General features: G+C 44.5%; 7 protein-coding genes. All 7 read left to right on the forward strand.

The annotated features are described in order from the left end of the window. Nucleotides 1-187 precede the first annotated feature (187 nt). The 7 genes from ACN6MV_RS15640 to ACN6MV_RS15670 all read left to right on the forward strand — a co-directional run bounded on the left by ACN6MV_RS15640 (nt 188) and on the right by ACN6MV_RS15670 (nt 17,800). The gene (locus tag ACN6MV_RS15640; RefSeq protein ID WP_419884347.1) at nt 188-5,695 is read left to right on the forward strand and encodes a hypothetical protein; all 5,508 of its coding nucleotides are present in this window, start codon (nt 188-190) and stop codon (nt 5,693-5,695) included. Nucleotides 5,696-6,189: 494 nt separating this feature from the next. Then, complete coding sequence (locus ACN6MV_RS15645; protein WP_419884349.1) at nt 6,190-7,131, forward strand: hypothetical protein; 942 nt, start codon at nt 6,190-6,192, stop codon at nt 7,129-7,131. Between the two features lie 110 nt (nt 7,132-7,241). After that, nucleotides 7,242-14,018, forward strand: coding sequence for a stalk domain-containing protein (locus tag ACN6MV_RS15650; RefSeq protein WP_419884351.1), 6,777 nt, complete (start codon nt 7,242-7,244; stop codon nt 14,016-14,018). Nucleotides 14,019-14,644: 626 nt separating this feature from the next. Then, complete coding sequence (gene pnuC, locus ACN6MV_RS15655) at nt 14,645-15,325, forward strand: nicotinamide riboside transporter PnuC (RefSeq protein ID WP_419884352.1); 681 nt, start codon at nt 14,645-14,647, stop codon at nt 15,323-15,325. Beyond that, nucleotides 15,322-16,332, forward strand: a complete 1,011-nt coding sequence (locus tag ACN6MV_RS15660) for an AAA family ATPase (protein ID WP_419884354.1) — start codon at nt 15,322-15,324, stop codon at nt 16,330-16,332. The genes pnuC and ACN6MV_RS15660 overlap by 4 nt, the downstream gene beginning before the upstream one ends. A 26-nt stretch (nt 16,333-16,358) precedes the next feature. Beyond that, nucleotides 16,359-17,246, forward strand: a complete 888-nt coding sequence (locus ACN6MV_RS15665; RefSeq protein ID WP_419884355.1) for an NrtR DNA-binding winged helix domain-containing protein — start codon at nt 16,359-16,361, stop codon at nt 17,244-17,246. 2 nt (nt 17,247-17,248) lie between these two features. Next, nucleotides 17,249-17,800: an NADAR family protein gene (locus ACN6MV_RS15670; RefSeq protein WP_419884357.1), complete on the forward strand. Its 552-nt coding sequence runs from the start codon at nt 17,249-17,251 to the stop codon at nt 17,798-17,800. The last annotated feature ends 549 nt before the right edge of the window (nt 17,801-18,349 follow it).

The following is an 18,349-nucleotide window of genomic DNA, read 5'->3' on the forward strand; positions in this document are numbered from 1 at the left end:
TCTTACTTAAAATCTTATAAGAAATTCTTAAAATCAAAGAAATTTCACAGTTCTGTAACATGCTATGATAAAACCGACAGAGCGGGCTTAAGCCAGAAGGATAAGGCTAATTGCTTCTTTACGATCTTCGAACAAAGGAGGGCAACGTTTTGAAAGCGTTATCAACACAAGGGAGGCTGTGAGTTGTATGATAAAAAGGAAGCTGTTTTTCTTAATCGTTTTCATCGTGACGATATTAGTTCCTTTCAGCCTAGTCGGAATAAGGACCGCTTACGCGGAGCCCTTACCGTATAAGACGATTATCATCGATGACGGGAGCATCACGATCAATGATGTTGTGACACCTGATGTGGGTAACGAGAACAACGGATATTCAGCTCCGAATTGGACCACAAGTACAGGGGTGAAGGGATATGATAACTCCAGTTCTAAATATACGAGTACAGCAGGCAGAGCGATATCCTGGAATCCACGATTGGAAGCGGGAACGGCGAAAATTTCGTTATACAAACTTAACTGGGAAGATAAAGCAGATAGCATTGTAAAAATTGAAATCGTCCACAATGGAACGACGGATGTTCTCTATATGGATTTGCGGCCTTCATTTGGTGCTCCTGCGGGATGGGTTGATTTGGGAGAGTACTATTTTTCCGGAGTTGGTAAAGAATTCGTTAGATTAACTCGGTCTACCAGCACAACCAGCACAACAATTACGCGAGCTGATGCGGTCAAGTTCGAAGGGAATATTCAGCAAAGAGAGCCGCATAAGACGATCATCATTGATGATGGAAGCATCACGATTGATGATGTCGTCACCACTGATGTAGATAACGCAAATAACGGGTTCTCCGCTCCTTATTGGGCTACAAGTACGGGAGTGAAGGGATATAATAATTCCAGTTCCAAATTTACCGATGCAGTAGGAAGAAGCATCACATGGAATCCGCGATTGGAAGCAGGGACGGCGAAAATTTCATTCAACAAGCTTGATTGGGCGGATAAAGCAGACAGTAATGTTAAGATTGAAATTGTTCACAATGGGATTACGGATGTCATGTTTATGGATCTGAGGCCCTCATCGGGCCCATCGGCCGGTTGGGTTGATTTGGGGTCTTATTATTTCAGTGGTAATGATAGCGAATTTGTCAGACTGACTCGAACGCAACCTACGACCGGAAAGATCATTACGCGGGCCGATGCGGTCAAGTTTGAAGGGAATATCCGGCAGCAAGCTCCGCCGTTGCCTCCGCTGCGCAGCCGTACATTGGCGAATCTCAGTTACACGGAAAAAGGTAGCATCGAGAATGCCAGCTACAAAGTAACCTTCTATGAAGCAGCTTGGGATGGTGGCAAATCTATCGTTCGTGATTTGTTCTACAAGGACTCGGATACGGGGAACTGGGTGCCTGTCAATAATATGGCGGAAAGACTTGAAGAGCAATGGGTCTTATTAGATGGGAATGCGGGGAGTCTAGCCAATTACTACGATACGATGAACAAACGCTGGATTACATTCGACGAGATTGATTTCCCTGACAGCCACACGGCGATATTAACCGATTCTTCACATGGAAGCGATTACGATTTACAAGTGAACTGGTCCATGTCAGGGGACAAACCTGATGTTTCCTTCGCCTTTACACCCCGCCGGGATGGCAATTATGTGATTGGATATCAGTCTTTCGCAACTGAGCAAATTTCTGGGATCAATGAAGTGTTAAATGGTTTCAGGTCACACGCCAAAATGGTAGGTTCGGTGGAATCAACAAGCTTAAGGGAGCTAAGCGCTCCAATGAGTCTGGTTGAAAAGAATGACGGTTCGGGGAATCCATTGACGTATGGGGTATTTGTACCTTCGGATGAGCTTCCTGTTGAATTTGAACCGACGGGAGGTGTTACGAAACAAAGACTTGGCATGAGCCTTGTCAACAACGAAGGCAGCGTGCAGCCAATCTTGTATGCTCCTCAATTTGGGACTTATTCGCAAATGACAGCAGAAACCACTTATCAATTTCATATGGGACTAATCGCACAAAAAAGCAATTTGTATGAGTCCTACGCGGATATTCTTCGCAATGAGTATGGTTATTCCGCATACCGGGAAAATGTATCAGATCAGTCGCTTACTGACGCGATGTTCAATATGATCGATTTACTTAAGTTAGAGCCGCAAGGGGATGACTCTGTTAATTATGTCCCATCGCCAAGCGGCTGGTGGAATCGAGCCAAGGGATTCATTGACATTGAGAACGAGGATAGTATTCGAACCACATCGAATGCAGTTCTTCTGGGAGCCTACTATTTGACCGGAGACGACCAGCTTTACGATACGAGAGCGCTGCCGTCCATCCAGAACGGTGTATCGCGAAATGGAATTGGATGGTCACCGACACAGAAGCCAGTATACGGTGTGCCGTCGTTATGGAAAATGGCAACCTTGCCGTTTGATTTTTCAAGCGTAGCCGCTGTCAATCAGATGATGGGGACTACGGCAGGAATTGGAGCGCTGGCACAGGAAGAGTACCTCGTGCGTGATCCTGACCAGAAAGACCGGGGTCCTGTCATTCAGCCCCTGATGATGTATCGTATGACGGGAGATGCGCAATATTTACAGGCTGCCAAGGATGCAGCCGACAGCTATATCATGCAGCATATTGATACGCCTGCATCCCTAAATGTGAGTAAAAATGAGTTCATTTATTATTATAGCAAGCTGTGGATGGAGATCTTGGAGCTTTACGAGGAAACTCAGGATATCAAATACTTAAATGCTGCTTATAAAGAAGCCAAACGGTATGCAACGATGTTCGTTGCTCGTCCAGTTCCTGAAGGTGCCGTTACGATTCCGCAGCCTGAGACGTATAATTACGCGGAGTCGTTCCATTGGCCGGAAAGTGGTAAATATCAATATCCTCGGATCAAGCTCCCAGAAGATGTCGCCGGAGGCGTACAAGCGGATAGTTGGCTTGTCTCTCCCAATGGATTGACGTTTGAAGCGGGAAGTACAACTGGTTATTATCGGATGAATGCTCAGGAAGCTCCATTCATGCTGAGATTGTCGCTCTATACAGGCGATAAATTGCTGCAGGATATTGCTCATAATGCAATCATCGGACGATATTCCAGCTATCCAGGTTATTACTATAAGGGCTTTGCCGTCAGTCAACTTGAACCGGAGTTTCCTCTGGATGGCCCAAGCGGGGCTACATCCATCTATTATCACCATATACCGGGACAGCTCGGGCAAACGATGGATTATTTGATCAGCGAACAATCGTTGAAATCGAATGGAAATATTACATTTCCTTCAGTATTTGAAACTAATTTTTTATGGTTCAAATATCACCTCTATGGAAATAAACCAGGGAATTTTTACGGTAATTCCGACGTTTGGCTCTGGATGCCTAAAGGGATAATTCAGACCAACCATCCTCAATTGAACTGGATAACGGGAGAGAGTGGGAATAAATTTTACATCGGGTTAAGCAACCAATCCTCAGCTGAAGTCCAGACTCCGATCGAATTGAATTCGAAAATCATTGGGTTCAACCCGGCACAAGATTATACCGTAACCATCATCCGAGACAATGGCACACCAGAGCAAGCGGTTATGAGTGGCGGAATCATTCAAGCCACGGTTTCAAGCAAAGGAATAACCGCTATCATTGTGGAAGGACTCAACATTGATGTGCCGCTGCACCAGGTCAGAACTGCTGATACATCGGATGCAAGCTATTTTTTCGATATCCACAGTCCAATAGATGCGGTAAAAGGTATGCTGATCGTCAAGCCCGACGAAACGGCCTACGATGCTTATGTGCAGGCAAAAACGACGAAACCAGCGACGATCCATTATTCATTGGATGGCGGGGCTACGTATACAACCTTTCCAGATAAGATCTATCCGATGGAATGGTCGATACGGGTAAACGATTTATCCCAAACCTACACTTATTATGTGGAATCGGACGGGAAACAGACCCGCAAGCGGACACTCTATCTGCCTGATCAGGTAACCGAAACTCCAGTTCAACCGGATTGGCTGGAGGGTTCATCCATCATTGTGGATAATACGGAGGCAGAGACAGAAGGCGTCTGGATACGGGATACAACGGCTAACGACTATTACTATGATAACTATGTGTATGCCAAATCGACTGCCGGCACAGCGACAAGCAGAATTGAATGGCGACCTGAGCTGCCGGAAAGTGTTACTTACAGTGTGTACTATAAGCTTCCGCAAATAACCGCTGCCAGTGAAAATTGGGCAACGAATGCCTCATTTACCGTTTATTATAGCGGAGGCTCCGAGACGGTTACCGTAGATGAGACAGCGGCCAATAGGACTTGGGTGTACCTGGGTACTTATCCTTTTGCAGCAGGCGATAGTGGGTACGTGGAATTAACCAATAAGGCCAATAAGTCACGGGTAGTTGCCGATGCGATGATGTGGGTGGACCAGAACAAGATGCCGCAATTGGAGTCTGCGGTGATCCTGTCGGATCGGAACGAACTGCAGATGACTCAAAGCGCACAACTAAGCGTAACCGGCTATTTGGATAACGGTCTGATTGGTGATCTATCACAGGCAAATGTGCAGTATTTCATTGATCGAACCGATCTGGCTGAAGTGGACAGTAGCGGTTTGTTGACCCTTCTAAGTCTCGACGGGGAAAAGGATCACATTGAGGTATGGGCCACTGTAACGATTGACGGGTTGACCTTAACAACACTGCCTTTGACAATTGCGATCAGTGACTTAACGGTTATTGTCGACAGCACGAATACGACTGGGTTGTACACGACAGAAGGGTCTTGGAGCCAAAGCAATTTAGCCGGATACAAAATTGGTGTGAAATCCCGTTACTCTACCGTTCAAGGATCATCCGCGACGTGGAAAGGACAGTTTCCAGAGGGGAAATATACGGTCTCCATCTACAAGCTCGTCCATACGACGGCAAATGATAATTATGTCAAAGTGGAAGTGAAGCATCAGTCGGTTACCGAGGTCACATATATCGATGCAACCGTTGGCTCGTCGGGTTGGGTTAATCTAGGAACGTTCGACTTTACTGGAGACGGCAGCGAGTATGTTCGTTTAACAAGGGTTACTCCGACAACGGTAGATCCGCCAACTCTACCTGCCGATATGATTTATACGAGGGCAGATGCAGTCAAGTTCGAACGGCATTCCGGTAGTCCGGCGTTGCTTGCAAATGGGGTGCCAGGTAAACCGACACTTTCGAATAATAGCGGTGTTGCAACAGGCTTACATGATGGCAACTATGAGGTTACGATGAATATGTGGTGGGGAAACAATGGCACACTGTATAAGTTGTACGAGAATGGCCAATTGATACAAACGAAGTCACTGGCTGATGTTTCGCCAGCTGCCCAGACTTCCATTATTCCTATTCAAGGAAAGCCGAATGGAACCTATGTGTATACATGTGAGTTATCGAATTTGTATGGAACGACTTCATGTGATCCACACACCGTCACCGTGACTAATGCGAAGCCCGGTAAACCTGTGTTGTCTAGTGACAACTGGGATCAAGATGGGAACTATAACATTACTGCTAATATGTGGTGGGGCACAAACGCAGCACAGTATCGATTATATGAAAATGGCGAGCTTATTGAAACACAATCTTTATCTTCACAAACACCCAATTGCTCAATCGGCCATTACTAAAATTTCAGGGAAATCTCCTGGCATCTATCAATATCGCTGTGAGTTTATGAATGGAAGTGGAACAACGGAAAGTGATACTATACAGATTATTGTAAAATAATCCTATGAGCTGAGTGGATGAGAACGATCCATTCGGCTTTTTTATTTCTTGGAATTTAGTATTGAACTATTTTGTTGCGAACGATAAATCGAACTATTTTCGCCATGCCTAGGTGTTTGTGAATAAAATTAAAAATTAATATTCATTAATAAAAGCGTTTACACCAAACGACAGTTTCTTTATAAGATATTGATCCCCTAACACACACAAATTGCAAACTAGGACTGTTTTTCACAAGTCAAATTTGTTCTAATTCAGTCTAAATAAGCGCTTACATTAGGGGTTAGCTAAACTTACAATTATGTCTAACCATTTAAATTTGGAATCTTCTCCTACAACGGGGACGAATGTCACTGCCATAGGCTTAGGTTGAATTTTAGAAAAGGGGGGCGTCATGGGGATTAAAAGACGAAAACCGACAGTGGTTATCTTGTTTACCGCTCTGATTGTTTTTACATTCCTCGTGTTGGGCTTAACAAACAAAAAGGCGGAACTGCCTGAAAGTTGGATATTTACAGTAGATGGATACGCCGTAACTGAGGAAGAATTTCAATTTTATGTAACAGAGCAAAGAGCTATAACGACAGACTATTTCTTCAAAACTTATGGAGCCCAAGTAGATGAGAATTTCTGGACACGTCAATACGGCGAAAATCATGAAACCCCATCTGAATACGCCAAGAAATCTGCGATGACTGCATTGCTAAAGACCAAGCAGGAGCAATTTATTGCAGACGAGCGGGGGATCGCCCCTTACAAAAGCTTTGATGAGCTAAAAACGGACATGAAAGATGAAAATATTAAGCGAGCTAAGATGGATGATTCAGGAGAGACTTACTATGGGTTGCCTCAGTTTGATTTATATCAATATATGCAATATTTAAGTGGCGCCCGTTGGCCGGATTTGGTAGAAACCCAGGTTAAAAAAACGAAAATGAGCGAAGCCGAGCTGCAAGTTGAGTATGCATCAAGAAGTGCGGAATATGTTCGTGTTGCTGATAAATTAACGGCCGCGTTAGCGATAGCGGGACAGGCTAAGGAAGAGAAAGTGCTAAATCGATTGGATATATCCAAAGAAGATACCGAATCTCTTAAGTTCTGGGAGTCATTAGCTACTGCTTCTATAGGTGAGACAGTAATCGGTAAATATATGGACGAGGATGTCATTGCCTCATTAATCACAAAACCGGAAATCACCAAGCTAAAACTGGAAGAAGTGAAAGATTCCATTATATACGGGTTGGCGGAATCTGACTTACGAGCTTTAATTGCAAATACGGATAAGTTAAAGATCGTGTATAACGGTAAACAATTCAGTGAATTAGAAGTGAACTAGAATAGTTATGTTTTTAAGTTTATAAGAATCTATGTCTATTGAGACTTTCATAGATACAGATTTTTTATAAAAGTATAAATTCATTACTTTCAAAAGGAGGAAATTTTGGGATGATACGATCGAAATGGATGCAAAAAGCTTTGTCGATAGTTACGGCAACGACGTTGGCATTCCCTGGTCTGTTCGGCTTGGTACCTTCATCTGAAGTGTCAGCTGCGGGAGGGGCCGAATCTTTTGACTCTGTTGTACTAGAATTGACACAAGCGGCAGGTCAGTCAGGCAGGGTGAATCTTACCTATAAAGGTTCGCCTTTAAGCAGTCTGGTTAAAGGAGCGGTTATTGACGAGGTGAGTTATGATTCCAGCAATGCGAATCTTTTAACCGTTAATAATCAGGGGAACATTACATTAGCTAGCGGTTATACATTTGCGTCGTCTAGTGCTCCGGGCATCCCGGTGACAATCACAGCCACAGCGAGTTATTACCATGATTCAGATGTGTTATTCATGGAGGACTTCGAGAACAACAATGGTCCGATGACATCAACTGGTAAATTAGGTACGTCATACACGCTGTCCGATGCTCAGTCTCGCTCTGGATTGAAAGCGATTACACCATCGAGTGATACGAATAATGAAAATGTAGCCCAAGACGTGGCATTGCCAGCAGGCAGCAATTATAAGATGACGGCATGGTATTTCGACCCGTACCCTGATGAGGAGAAGACAGCGACGGATAGAACTCAATTTGCTATTGTAGATGGCAAAAATGCTACCTTTGCTGGGACGATCTATCAAAGTTCAGAGGCTGATGTTATTCACAATCCGACGAGATATACATGGGCATATGCACCATCATCAGCGGGTACAGCAGGCAAGCGTTGGAAAGATAGCGGGGCTTCACGCTCCACAGGCTGGCATAAATTCGAGTGGCTCATTACACCGAATGGTGCGACGTTACAAATAGACGGAACATTAATATCCGATTCAGCGCAAAGTGATATTTACAAAGCTATGAAAAGCGGTACAACCATACAGCCTAAAATAGCTGGAGGATGGAACAACCAGTCAGGCAACAAAGCTTATATTAAAAATAAACATCTAATCGACGATTTTTATGTTGTTAAAGATGTGGCTACAACAACAGGAACCAGAACATTAACATTGAATTTGGTACCTCCTGGTGGATTGCAAAATTTAGAAATAGTCACTCAGCCAACAGCGGCAAAAGTGAAACAAGGTGAGACAGCAACATTTAGCGTTGCGGCATCAGCCGCTGCTTCAGCATATCAATGGTATGTATCTGACGACGAGTCTGGCTTGAACGGGACAAAAGTCAGCGGAGCTGATAAGGCGGTATTAACGCTTCCCAATGTGGACTCAGCTATACAACAAGGCAATTTCTATTATTGCGAAGTGTCTTCGGCAGACGGAATTGTGGTGAAATCCAATGCTGTACCGTTGTTGATAACCACCAATACACAGGTGAATGCGCCAATTAACCCGACGCTTGACTCGGACACGGGCATTTATAGTGGCGCTTCCAATTACGGCGATACCCTTGTAACACTGTTCAAAGACGGTGGACCTATTGGTTATTATTTATCGAAAAATGGGGGACCGGACCAGCCTAACAATCATGAAAGGTATCATGTTCTGCCATATGCAAGGGCACTGGGTGTGGGCAACTACACTGTTACAGCCATCGTCATTAATAATGCGGGGGACATCAGCGAAGAAGTTGCAGCATCCGGTATATTAAAGATCGAGAAATTGCCTGTACCGGTAAATGTCAGATGGAACGGCACATACGCTGCATGGGACCGCGTCGCTAACGCATCTGCCTATTCGGTTCAACTCTACAGTAATGGTGTGGCTAAAGGAAGCCCGATTGCAGCAACAAGCAATGATGCGGCTTTGTCCCCGACTTTAAATGATACATTTAAAGTAAAAGCAAACGGCAGCGCAACGTCACGATTCTTGGATTCTGATGAATCCGAGGAGAGTGCACAATATTCAGCCAACATTGCACTAATTCGCCAGAGCGATACTTTACGGGCAGGAGATAGAACACGGTTAATCGTTGACACTGCTAATGTGTTCGTTGCCGATAACATCAGCTTCAGCCCGGCGGATCAAGACAAGGATAAGATTGAAATTGATGATGCCGGATTCGTGAAGGTTAAGAAAGGTTATGTTCCGACAGGGAACGAAGAGGTCACTGTTCAAGTGAACGTTGATTACTTCAATAAGGCTGACACTATGTTTTACGATGGATTTGAAGGGGAGAAGAAATTTTCAAATGGTGCGAACGGATATGTTCACAGCGATGTGATGTCCCGTACCGGAGGAAAGGCCGCAACATCAAGCGGCGCCGGTCAGGTGGCTACTGTTCCAGGTACCTATAATTACGTCCCTGCAACCGGTAAAACAACAATCGTTACTGCTTGGTACTATGATGATGGCAGAACGGCTTCCAATGACCACGCTGTCTTTGGCTTAACCCCATCGTCCAATGAACATATCGCAATAAATTATGGTAATGGAGATGGAGACTGGGCAGCAAATCTGACCAATTATGCAGTCAGACCCGGTTCATCTGGGAGATTCTATCCTGTAGATGTCAAGCGAAGCGAAGGCTGGCATAAATTTCAATGGTTCGTTACACCAACAGGAACAACCTACAAAATCGATGGACAAGACATTCAAAGGCAATCAACAGATGGCGGAAACTTTGATACCCTAATTAAGAACAATATTTCCAAGATCGATGCATTGCAGCTTGCTACGAACTGGGGCAACAAGCCTGGAACGGTTAAGGATATACAGAATAGGCACTTTATCGATGACGTATATGTTGTCGATAGTGGAATAACATCCCAAACCGGAACAGCTTCAATTACGCTAAAGCTCTTGCCTAAAGAGTATAGTCACTTGGAAGACAGCACATACGTTATTGGTCTGGATGATTATAAAATCACCGTAAATCCTGATTTAACCGATCTAGCTGGAGTGGAGATCGGCACTGTTACTCTGCAACGGGATGTAGATTATACAGTTAGTGGTAATGTATTGAAGATTAACAAAGATTCATTTACAAGAAATAATATCGTGCCGGGGAAATATACCGTTAGACTTAATCTGAATCCTGCCGAGATCACATTTGAGTTGAACATTGTCCCCCTTGAATTCCGTGATTATTATTTCTCCAATAACGGTGACGATCATGCAGATGGACGTACACCAGATACGGCTTGGAAATCAATCTCCAAAATTAATGAATATGTATTCATGCCAGGTTCAACCATTTATCTGGATGCGAATAGCGTATGGAATGAACAAATCAGACTGCGCGGTAATGGTGAGGAAGGAAATCCGATTACGCTTACAAAATATAATACGGCCGACCCTAACCAACGCCCGGTAATTAATGGTGGAGGAACTGGGTCGAGCCCATCAGGCATTTCCATAAACGGAACCATTGAGTTATATGATGTTAACTATTGGGTAGTCAGTGGAATTGAAGTAACGAACATCGGCAATTCAGCAGGTGATGGCCGTTCTGGTATCGCTGTAATGTCACGGATTTCCAAGCTGGGACAAGGTCAGTTTAATATTCAAGATTATGCTGATGCTCGTATGCAAGGAATCGTCATTCGTGATAATTATGTTCATGATGTTAATGGGCTGCACCAAGCAAATGGAGCAAATAAGGTATCCGGCGGCATCATTATTAATGGTTATGTAGATATATTGGTTGAAGGTAACAAAACCCTTCGCTGTGATAACGAAGGTATTCGCAATAATGCCTACGGGCCAAGCAATCCAGGGACTAATAACACAGGTATTACATGGAGTAACTCAAGCTATCCTTGGGCATCCAACGCTGTATTTAGAAACAACTGGGTTTCTAGTTCGGTTGGTGATGGCATTGTCATGTCCGGCGGGAACAACTCCCTTGTGGAACGGAATGTGGTCACAGACAACGGTTACAGCTATTTAAGCGATAAGAGCGGCAACCTGGTTACGAACTGGGGACCAAATAATACAACACCAACATATCTAGGTTCGCAAAACTATGCCGCTGCGTGGATTATGGCAAGTAAAGGCACCATCTTCCGCTATAATGAAGCTGTGGATAACCCTTATCATGCAAGTAATGACGGTATGGCTTGGGACATTGACAACTATTGTCAGGACAATGTGTATGAATACAATTACAGCCGAAATAACTATGGTGGTTGGTACTTACAGATGAATGCTGCCAAGGGTAATATCGTTCGCTATAACATCAGTGTGAACGACGGTCGCAGCCCGGATTTTAACAAGAGCTTTAACAGTCTTATATTACTTGCGGGAGGTTCTTCAACGAGCGAGGAATTAAGCGGCTTATACTATAACAATGTCATCGTCACGCCATTGAAGAATAGCAGTTCGTTAGTCTTTGATCCGACGGCCTCCAACTTGCATATTTATTTCCAAAATAATATTTTTGCCTACACTGGGGCAAACAACCAGGTTGGGCTGAAAGGCGGGGGGACATCAGCTCCATTTGCAGCCGGACGGTTTACGAACAACATTGTATATCCAGCTAATCTTTTTGGCAGCATGAACGCAGGTGGTAGCGGGTATCTAGGTGCAGGTGTAACAGCAACAGACAACCGCTATGTAACGGAAGAGGAACTAAATTCTATATTAAATGATTTTAAATCTGCGCCGGAGCATTGGATTACCAACAGCGGAACAGTGGACGCCAAGCTTGATTACAGTGCGATGAACGGGTTCCGTCTTGCTGACGGTAATAACCTGGCCTATGGTGCAGGTGCCGAGATTGTGAGCCCATATGTGGATCGCGCGAGCGCTCTGCCTCATATGACGGAGAGAACAGACTTCTTCGGCAATCCACTTAGCGACAGAACGCCTTCCATCGGCGCTCACAACCCTTATACGGTAACTTTTGATTCCAATGGCGGCAGCGAAGTTGCGATGAAGATCGCTGATATGGGCGGGACAATTACCGAGCCAACAGCGCCGGCAAAAGAAAAAGCTGTTTTCGGCGGTTGGTATCAAGATACGGGATTAAACGATGCCTGGAATTTCGTTGCTGATCCTGTTACAAGCGATATTGAATTATATGCGAAATGGATTGATGACGCAGGTACTGCGCCAACGATTACGACGAACTCACTTGCGGATGGCAAGGTAGGACAACCGTATTCGGCAGTTCTTACCACTGACAGTGATAAGCCGATCAAATGGGCTGTTGTAGATGGTCAATTGCCATCAGGATTGAGCTTGGATGAAGATGCAGGTGTTATCTCGGGTATACCGGATCAATGGGGTCAATTTACATTCAAAGTTCAAGCTAACAATGACGCTGGCAGTGACTCGAAATCGTTTAATATAGTGATCACTGAAGATGTCTCAGTTGAAACAGCTCCGGAGATTATCACTAAGACTTTGCCGAATGGCGAAGTTGGACAACCGTATACGGTAACATTAGCGGTATACGGCAGCGATCCGATGACTTGGAAGGTTCAGGAAGGAGATTTACCAGTAGATTTGAACCTAGATGAAGCAACAGGTGTTATCTCGGGTACGCCTCGAGAGGCAGGATCTTACGAATTCACTGTTGCAGCAACGAATGATTTTGGTAGAGATAAGCGAGTATTGAGCATCGAGATTAAAGAGGATATGCCAGTTGAAACAGCTCCGGAGATTATCACTAAGAATCTGCCAAGCGGCAAAGTTGGAGAAACTTATACGGTAACATTAGCAGTATACGGCGACGAACCGATTATCTGGACAGTGAGTGATAATTATTTACCTGCTGGTTTGAATTTAGAAGGAGCTACGGGAGTTATTTCAGGGGCGCCTACTGAACCGGGAACATACAAATTCACCGTTATGGCTTACAATCATGCTGGCGTGGATACGATAGAGTTAACTATCGTAATTACTGCAAATAATAACGGCGGCGATAATGGCAATAACAATGGCGGAAGTTCCGGTGGCCAAAGCAGTACACCGGTAGCGGATCGTATTGATGCTACAATTAAAGAGCAGCTAAAGAAGGGTAATCCTATTGAATTGACGATGTCAACCGGAATAGACGAGCTTGAGATTCAAAGCGATACGATCGGTGCGATTATTAAAGCCGACAAACCGCTAATCGTAACGAATGACACCGTATCGTTTGAAATGTCCCCTGAATTGTTGAAGCAGTTGAATACAGGAAAGCGGATGAAGGTTGTCATTAATCCTGTAGATAAAGGAGACGCAGTTATAGGGCGGGGATATGAGTTGAAGATCTTCGCGGATGACCGGGAAGTTAAGGATTATACAGGACTTATACCAGTAACCTTTGATCTGACAAAAGAGAAGTTGTCGACTAACGATTTTAGCATGTTATGCGGTGTCTTGCTGAGATTGAACGGTAACATGGAACGTTTAGGTGGCAACTATGACCATGAGACAGGTAAATTTACCTTCACGGCAAAAGGGCTAGGCTATATCTTTGTTACAACCAAGCCTGAACCTGTGAAATTAGAACTTACTCTAGGGAAGAAAGGGTATAAATTAAATGGAATCGAAATGAACATGGATGTTGCGTCGATGGTAGTTAAAGGCAGAACTTTAGTGCCACTGCGCTTCGTTGCTGAGAGCTTAGGCGCAAAGGTAGGCTGGGACAACATTACGAAAACCGTAATGATAACCTTGGAAGGTCAGACTTTGTCGATTGCGATCGGTAAACTTGTACAAGGAATGGATGTACCAGCCGAACTAGTAAACGGTCGTACTATGCTTCCATTACGCTTCATTGTTGAGTATTTTGGTGCAGATATTTTCTTCGATAATACTACGAAATCCATTAGTATCAGGAAGTAGTATTCGCTAACATTAGGAGCTACACACGAAACCCTCTAACATGCACTGCAATGTTAGAGGGTTTCGTGTATTTTGTTTCAGAAAGATATGAGTTGTCTACTATGATTCCATTACTGCCTCACCAACAACGATTATATAAGGATATTACATTCGTTTAGAAATGGGCAGAAACTGTTATTGAATGATAATAAACATTTGGTCCTCATGAAGGGATGTTCGTTAGCAGAAAAAACGTAGAGAATGCACTTTACGACTACTGCAAATCTACTATATCTATCAGTTGCATTAGCCAAGAAACGCCCGAGTATTTATGCATAAACGCTTTTTTTGTATTACAGATCGATCATTAATCATAGTTGAACTCCGACTTCCGCCGGTTAAAAAGATGGCCGTATACCTTACTTGCGACGACTTCAATTATGCCAAGAGCAAATGGCTTATGCTTGATCCTAACAATCCATCATCAATAAATAAGTACCTGTCTGTGGAAATAGGAAGAAATTACTTGCCCTTCGAAGGATTATCTGTTATTTTTGATAGTAACAATATGTTATTAACAAAATGATACTAAGTGTAATTTATGTTTTTCGCTCTTTGAATGAGTGAAAAAAACGGAGGGATGCACGATGAAAAAGGTGGCAGTTGGCTGGAATCTGTTCGAAATTTCGTGGTTGGTGCTTTTCACCTCAATTGCTGTCGGGTTTACGGTGATTACAAAGGACTCTTTATTCGGATTCACGGTTTTTATTACCGGAGTGTTATGTGTGGTACTTGCGGCAAAAGGTAACTTATTGAGCTATGTTTTCGGTATGTACAATACTGTCGGTTACGCATATTTGGCCTATATTAACGGTTTGTTTGGAGAGGTAATGCTGAATCTGCTATTCTTCGTTCCTATGAATGTCATTGGATTCTACATGTGGAAAAATAACCGTCAAGAAGACGGTAAGCTGACCATGCGACAGATGGATCTAAGAGGACTGCTCCTCGTTGGGATGGTTTGTGTGATTGGCTGTTTATTACTCGGATTTGGGCTTTCGTTCATTCCGGGACAGAACTCGCCTTACATTGACGCCACTACGACGGTGCTGTCTGTTATTGCGACCTTCTTAATGGTTCGAAGATTCAAGGAACAATGGCTGGTCTATATCGTGTTAAATCTCTTTACAGTGTTGTTGTGGACGATTCGTACGCTGGAGGGCAGCGGAGAAGGCTTACTGATGATTGTGATGTGGAGCTCGTATCTGGTCAATGCAGTTTACGGGTACTATATTTGGAATAAAGGGGCGAAGGAGGTGGCGGTATGAAAACGCTTGGACTAACACTTGGAAAGTTCGCCCCGCTGCATAAAGGTCATCAGTTCATGATCGAAACGGCGCTACAAGAGGTCGATGAATTAATCGTGGTCATTTACGAAACGACGGTCACACCGATCCCGCTTCATGTCCGGGCAAACTGGATTCGTAGGCTTTATCCGAAAGTCCGGGTAATCGAAGCTTGGGACGGCCCGGACGGGTATTCGGATGATAGGGAGCATGAGATTCGGGAAGAGCAGTATATACTCGGTCGACTAAACGGAGAGCAAGTAACGCATTTTTACTCAAGCGAGTTTTATGGCGAACATATGAGTCTCGCTTTGGGTGCGGTAGACCGGCGGGTCGATGAAGCCCGCGAGCGGGTTCCGATCTCAGCGACGATGATCCGTTCCGATCCATATAAGTGCAGGGAGTTCGTAAGTGATATCGTGTACCGCGATTTGATCACAAAAGTGGTATTCGTTGGAGCGATGTCGACGGGTAAGTCGACGATCACCGAAACGCTGGCACGGAGATATTGCACGACGTTTGCGAGTGAATACGGACGCGATTATTGGACCGAGCATCAGGTGGACCGCCGAATCGGCTTGGATGCGTTCGATGAAATCGCGGTGGGACATATCGAGCGAGAAGAACAGGCAATTCTTGCGGCGAACCGGTTTCTGTTCGTCGATACTAATGCAATTACGACGTATATGTTCGCCTTAGATTACCATGGCCGCGCCCCCGAGCTGTTAACCCGGATCGCTCTGGAGAACGCGCAACGTTATGATCTGTTCTTCCTATGCGATGACGATATTCCTTACGACGATACATGGGACCGCAGCGGCGATCAGAAGCGGCATATTTTTCATAAACAGATTATGGCGGATTTAAAGGAGCGGCGGATTCCCTATATTACGCTGCGTGGGAGTCTGGAGGAACGTATACGCAAGGTAGACGAGGTGCTGGCGAAGTTTGAGCCTTATGGAAACTTTTTTGGAACGTTGAACGATTAAATCAATAATAATGGAGGCGAACCCACTTGGATTTGTTGGATAAGGATGGACTTACGGAACGCGAATTTTTGGAGCAGTACAAGGCAGGGGATTACGATCGGCCTTCGGTGGCGGTAGATATGGTAATCTTCACCGTGACAGATACAGAAGCGGATAGTTATCGCAAACTGCCAGAAAAGGAGTTGCGGATCTTGCTCATTCGCCGTGGAGCTCACCCCTTTCTGGGGAAATGGGCGCTACCTGGCGGCTTTGTCCGTCAGAATGAGACGACTGAGCAGGCAGCAGTAAGGGAACTTGGCGAGGAAACCGGCGTGGAAGACGTTTATTTGGAGCAGCTGTATACGTTTAGTGATATGGGGCGTGACCCACGAACATGGGTGATAAGCTGCAGCTATATGGCTCTGATCAACAGTGACAAGTTGGAGCTTAAGGCGGGAGATGATGCAGCAGACGCCGCCTGGTTCAAGGTATCCTATAAGCCGCTACGGGAGCAAAAAGAGCTGATTGAGGACGGATACATCAAGAGGCTGGAGTGCGAACTCAAACTAAGCAGTGAAGATATAGAACTTTCGGCGATCGTGGCGAGGACTATGACAGCGAAGACTACATCGACTGGCACGGATTATGAGATCGTATCGAATGACGGATTGGCTTTCGACCATGCGAAAATCATAGCATGCGCTATTGAGCGATTGCGGGGAAAAGTGAATTATACCGATATTGCACTGCACTTAATGCCGAAGTTTTTTACCCTAACGGAACTGCAGCAGGTTTATGAGGTAGTTATGGATAAAGAGCTGTTGAAGGCGGCCTTCCGGCGTAAAGTGGCTGATCTTGTGGCGGAAACCGATCATTACACCGAAAATGCGGGGCATAGGCCTTCCCGCTTGTATCGGAGAAATTTGGAGGATTAACGATGATTTACAATATCGATGAGTTAAGAAAAGCATATAACGAGGGGAAAAAGTTCAAATTCGTGTTTTTTTGGGGACATACAGCGCCTAAGAACGGGAGCATCGACAAAAGCTGCTTCAGCCAATGGTGGATGTGCCCGTTTACGGTAGAGGGAACGCAGTACTCCTGTGCTGAGCAGTTTATGATGGCCGAGAAGGCAAGGTTGTTCAGCGATGACGAAATACTGGATTTCATCCTTAAAGCTAAACATCCAAAGGAGATGAAGGCTTTTGGACGTGCAGTCCGAAACTTTGACAAAGATATTTGGGATAAGGAATGTTACGGGATTGTCAAAAGAGCCAGCTTGGCCAAATTTTCACAAAATCCGAAGCTTACCGATTATCTCAACTCGACGAAGAACCGTATCCTAGTCGAAGCTAGCCCGCAGGACGGTATATGGGGGATCGGCATGGGCCAGTCCAATCCAGATGCAGAGAATCCCGTGAAATGGCGGGGCAGAAATCTGCTGGGGTTCGCACTGACGGAAGCGCGAGACGAGTTGCTTCGACGTTAAATTTTTACAAGGGCGAGCAGAGATGGCGCTTGATTTCACTTCCAAAATAATTCATATTTCCTGGTTATTATTGAGTGATGTACATTTCGGATCTTAAAAAAATGTATGAGATCATTAACCGTCCCGTCATCTACAGAAAATGTCGATCATTATTGAAAATAAGCAGCTTATACTTGTGGAAGTCATGATTACTAGCGGAGCGGACCGAATCCGTAAACTTGTTATAGTTGTTAAATGAAGCCCCGGCAAATATTGCAAAAGCTTCACTCCTGCTTGATTATTATCCCCGCGTAAGTTTCTCAGAAGGAATAAATAAGCAAATTCAATGGCAACGAGGTTTTTCTCCATGACTCGCCTTTCAGTGGTCGCGTATCAAGTCTTATAAAGCTAATAGGGGTTGTATACAACTCCGGAAGATAATAAAAATGAAACTCATCATCTTGTTGGTATAAACAAATCAATCTTTTTAATTATAAAAAACACTGGTCCAAGGATGCAGTGTTTTTTTACTATGGAATTTTCTTACTTTCATCTATACTGTTCTCGAAA

Origin of the sequence: Paenibacillus sp. B-A-8 (assembly GCF_048572915.1) — a bacterium.
In the GTDB taxonomy this organism is placed as follows: domain Bacteria; phylum Bacillota; class Bacilli; order Paenibacillales; family Paenibacillaceae; genus Paenibacillus_AQ.

Coding starts and splice junctions, on each gene's coding strand:
- ACN6MV_RS15640 (WP_419884347.1), top strand. CDS start 188: ATGATAAAAAGGAAGCTGTTTTTCTTAATCGTTTTCATCGTGACGATA.
- ACN6MV_RS15645 (WP_419884349.1), top strand. CDS start 6,190: ATGGGGATTAAAAGACGAAAACCGACAGTGGTTATCTTGTTTACCGCT.
- ACN6MV_RS15650 (WP_419884351.1), top strand. CDS start 7,242: ATGATACGATCGAAATGGATGCAAAAAGCTTTGTCGATAGTTACGGCA.
- pnuC (WP_419884352.1), top strand. CDS start 14,645: ATGAAAAAGGTGGCAGTTGGCTGGAATCTGTTCGAAATTTCGTGGTTG.
- ACN6MV_RS15660 (WP_419884354.1), top strand. CDS start 15,322: ATGAAAACGCTTGGACTAACACTTGGAAAGTTCGCCCCGCTGCATAAA.
- ACN6MV_RS15670 (WP_419884357.1), top strand. CDS start 17,249: ATGATTTACAATATCGATGAGTTAAGAAAAGCATATAACGAGGGGAAA.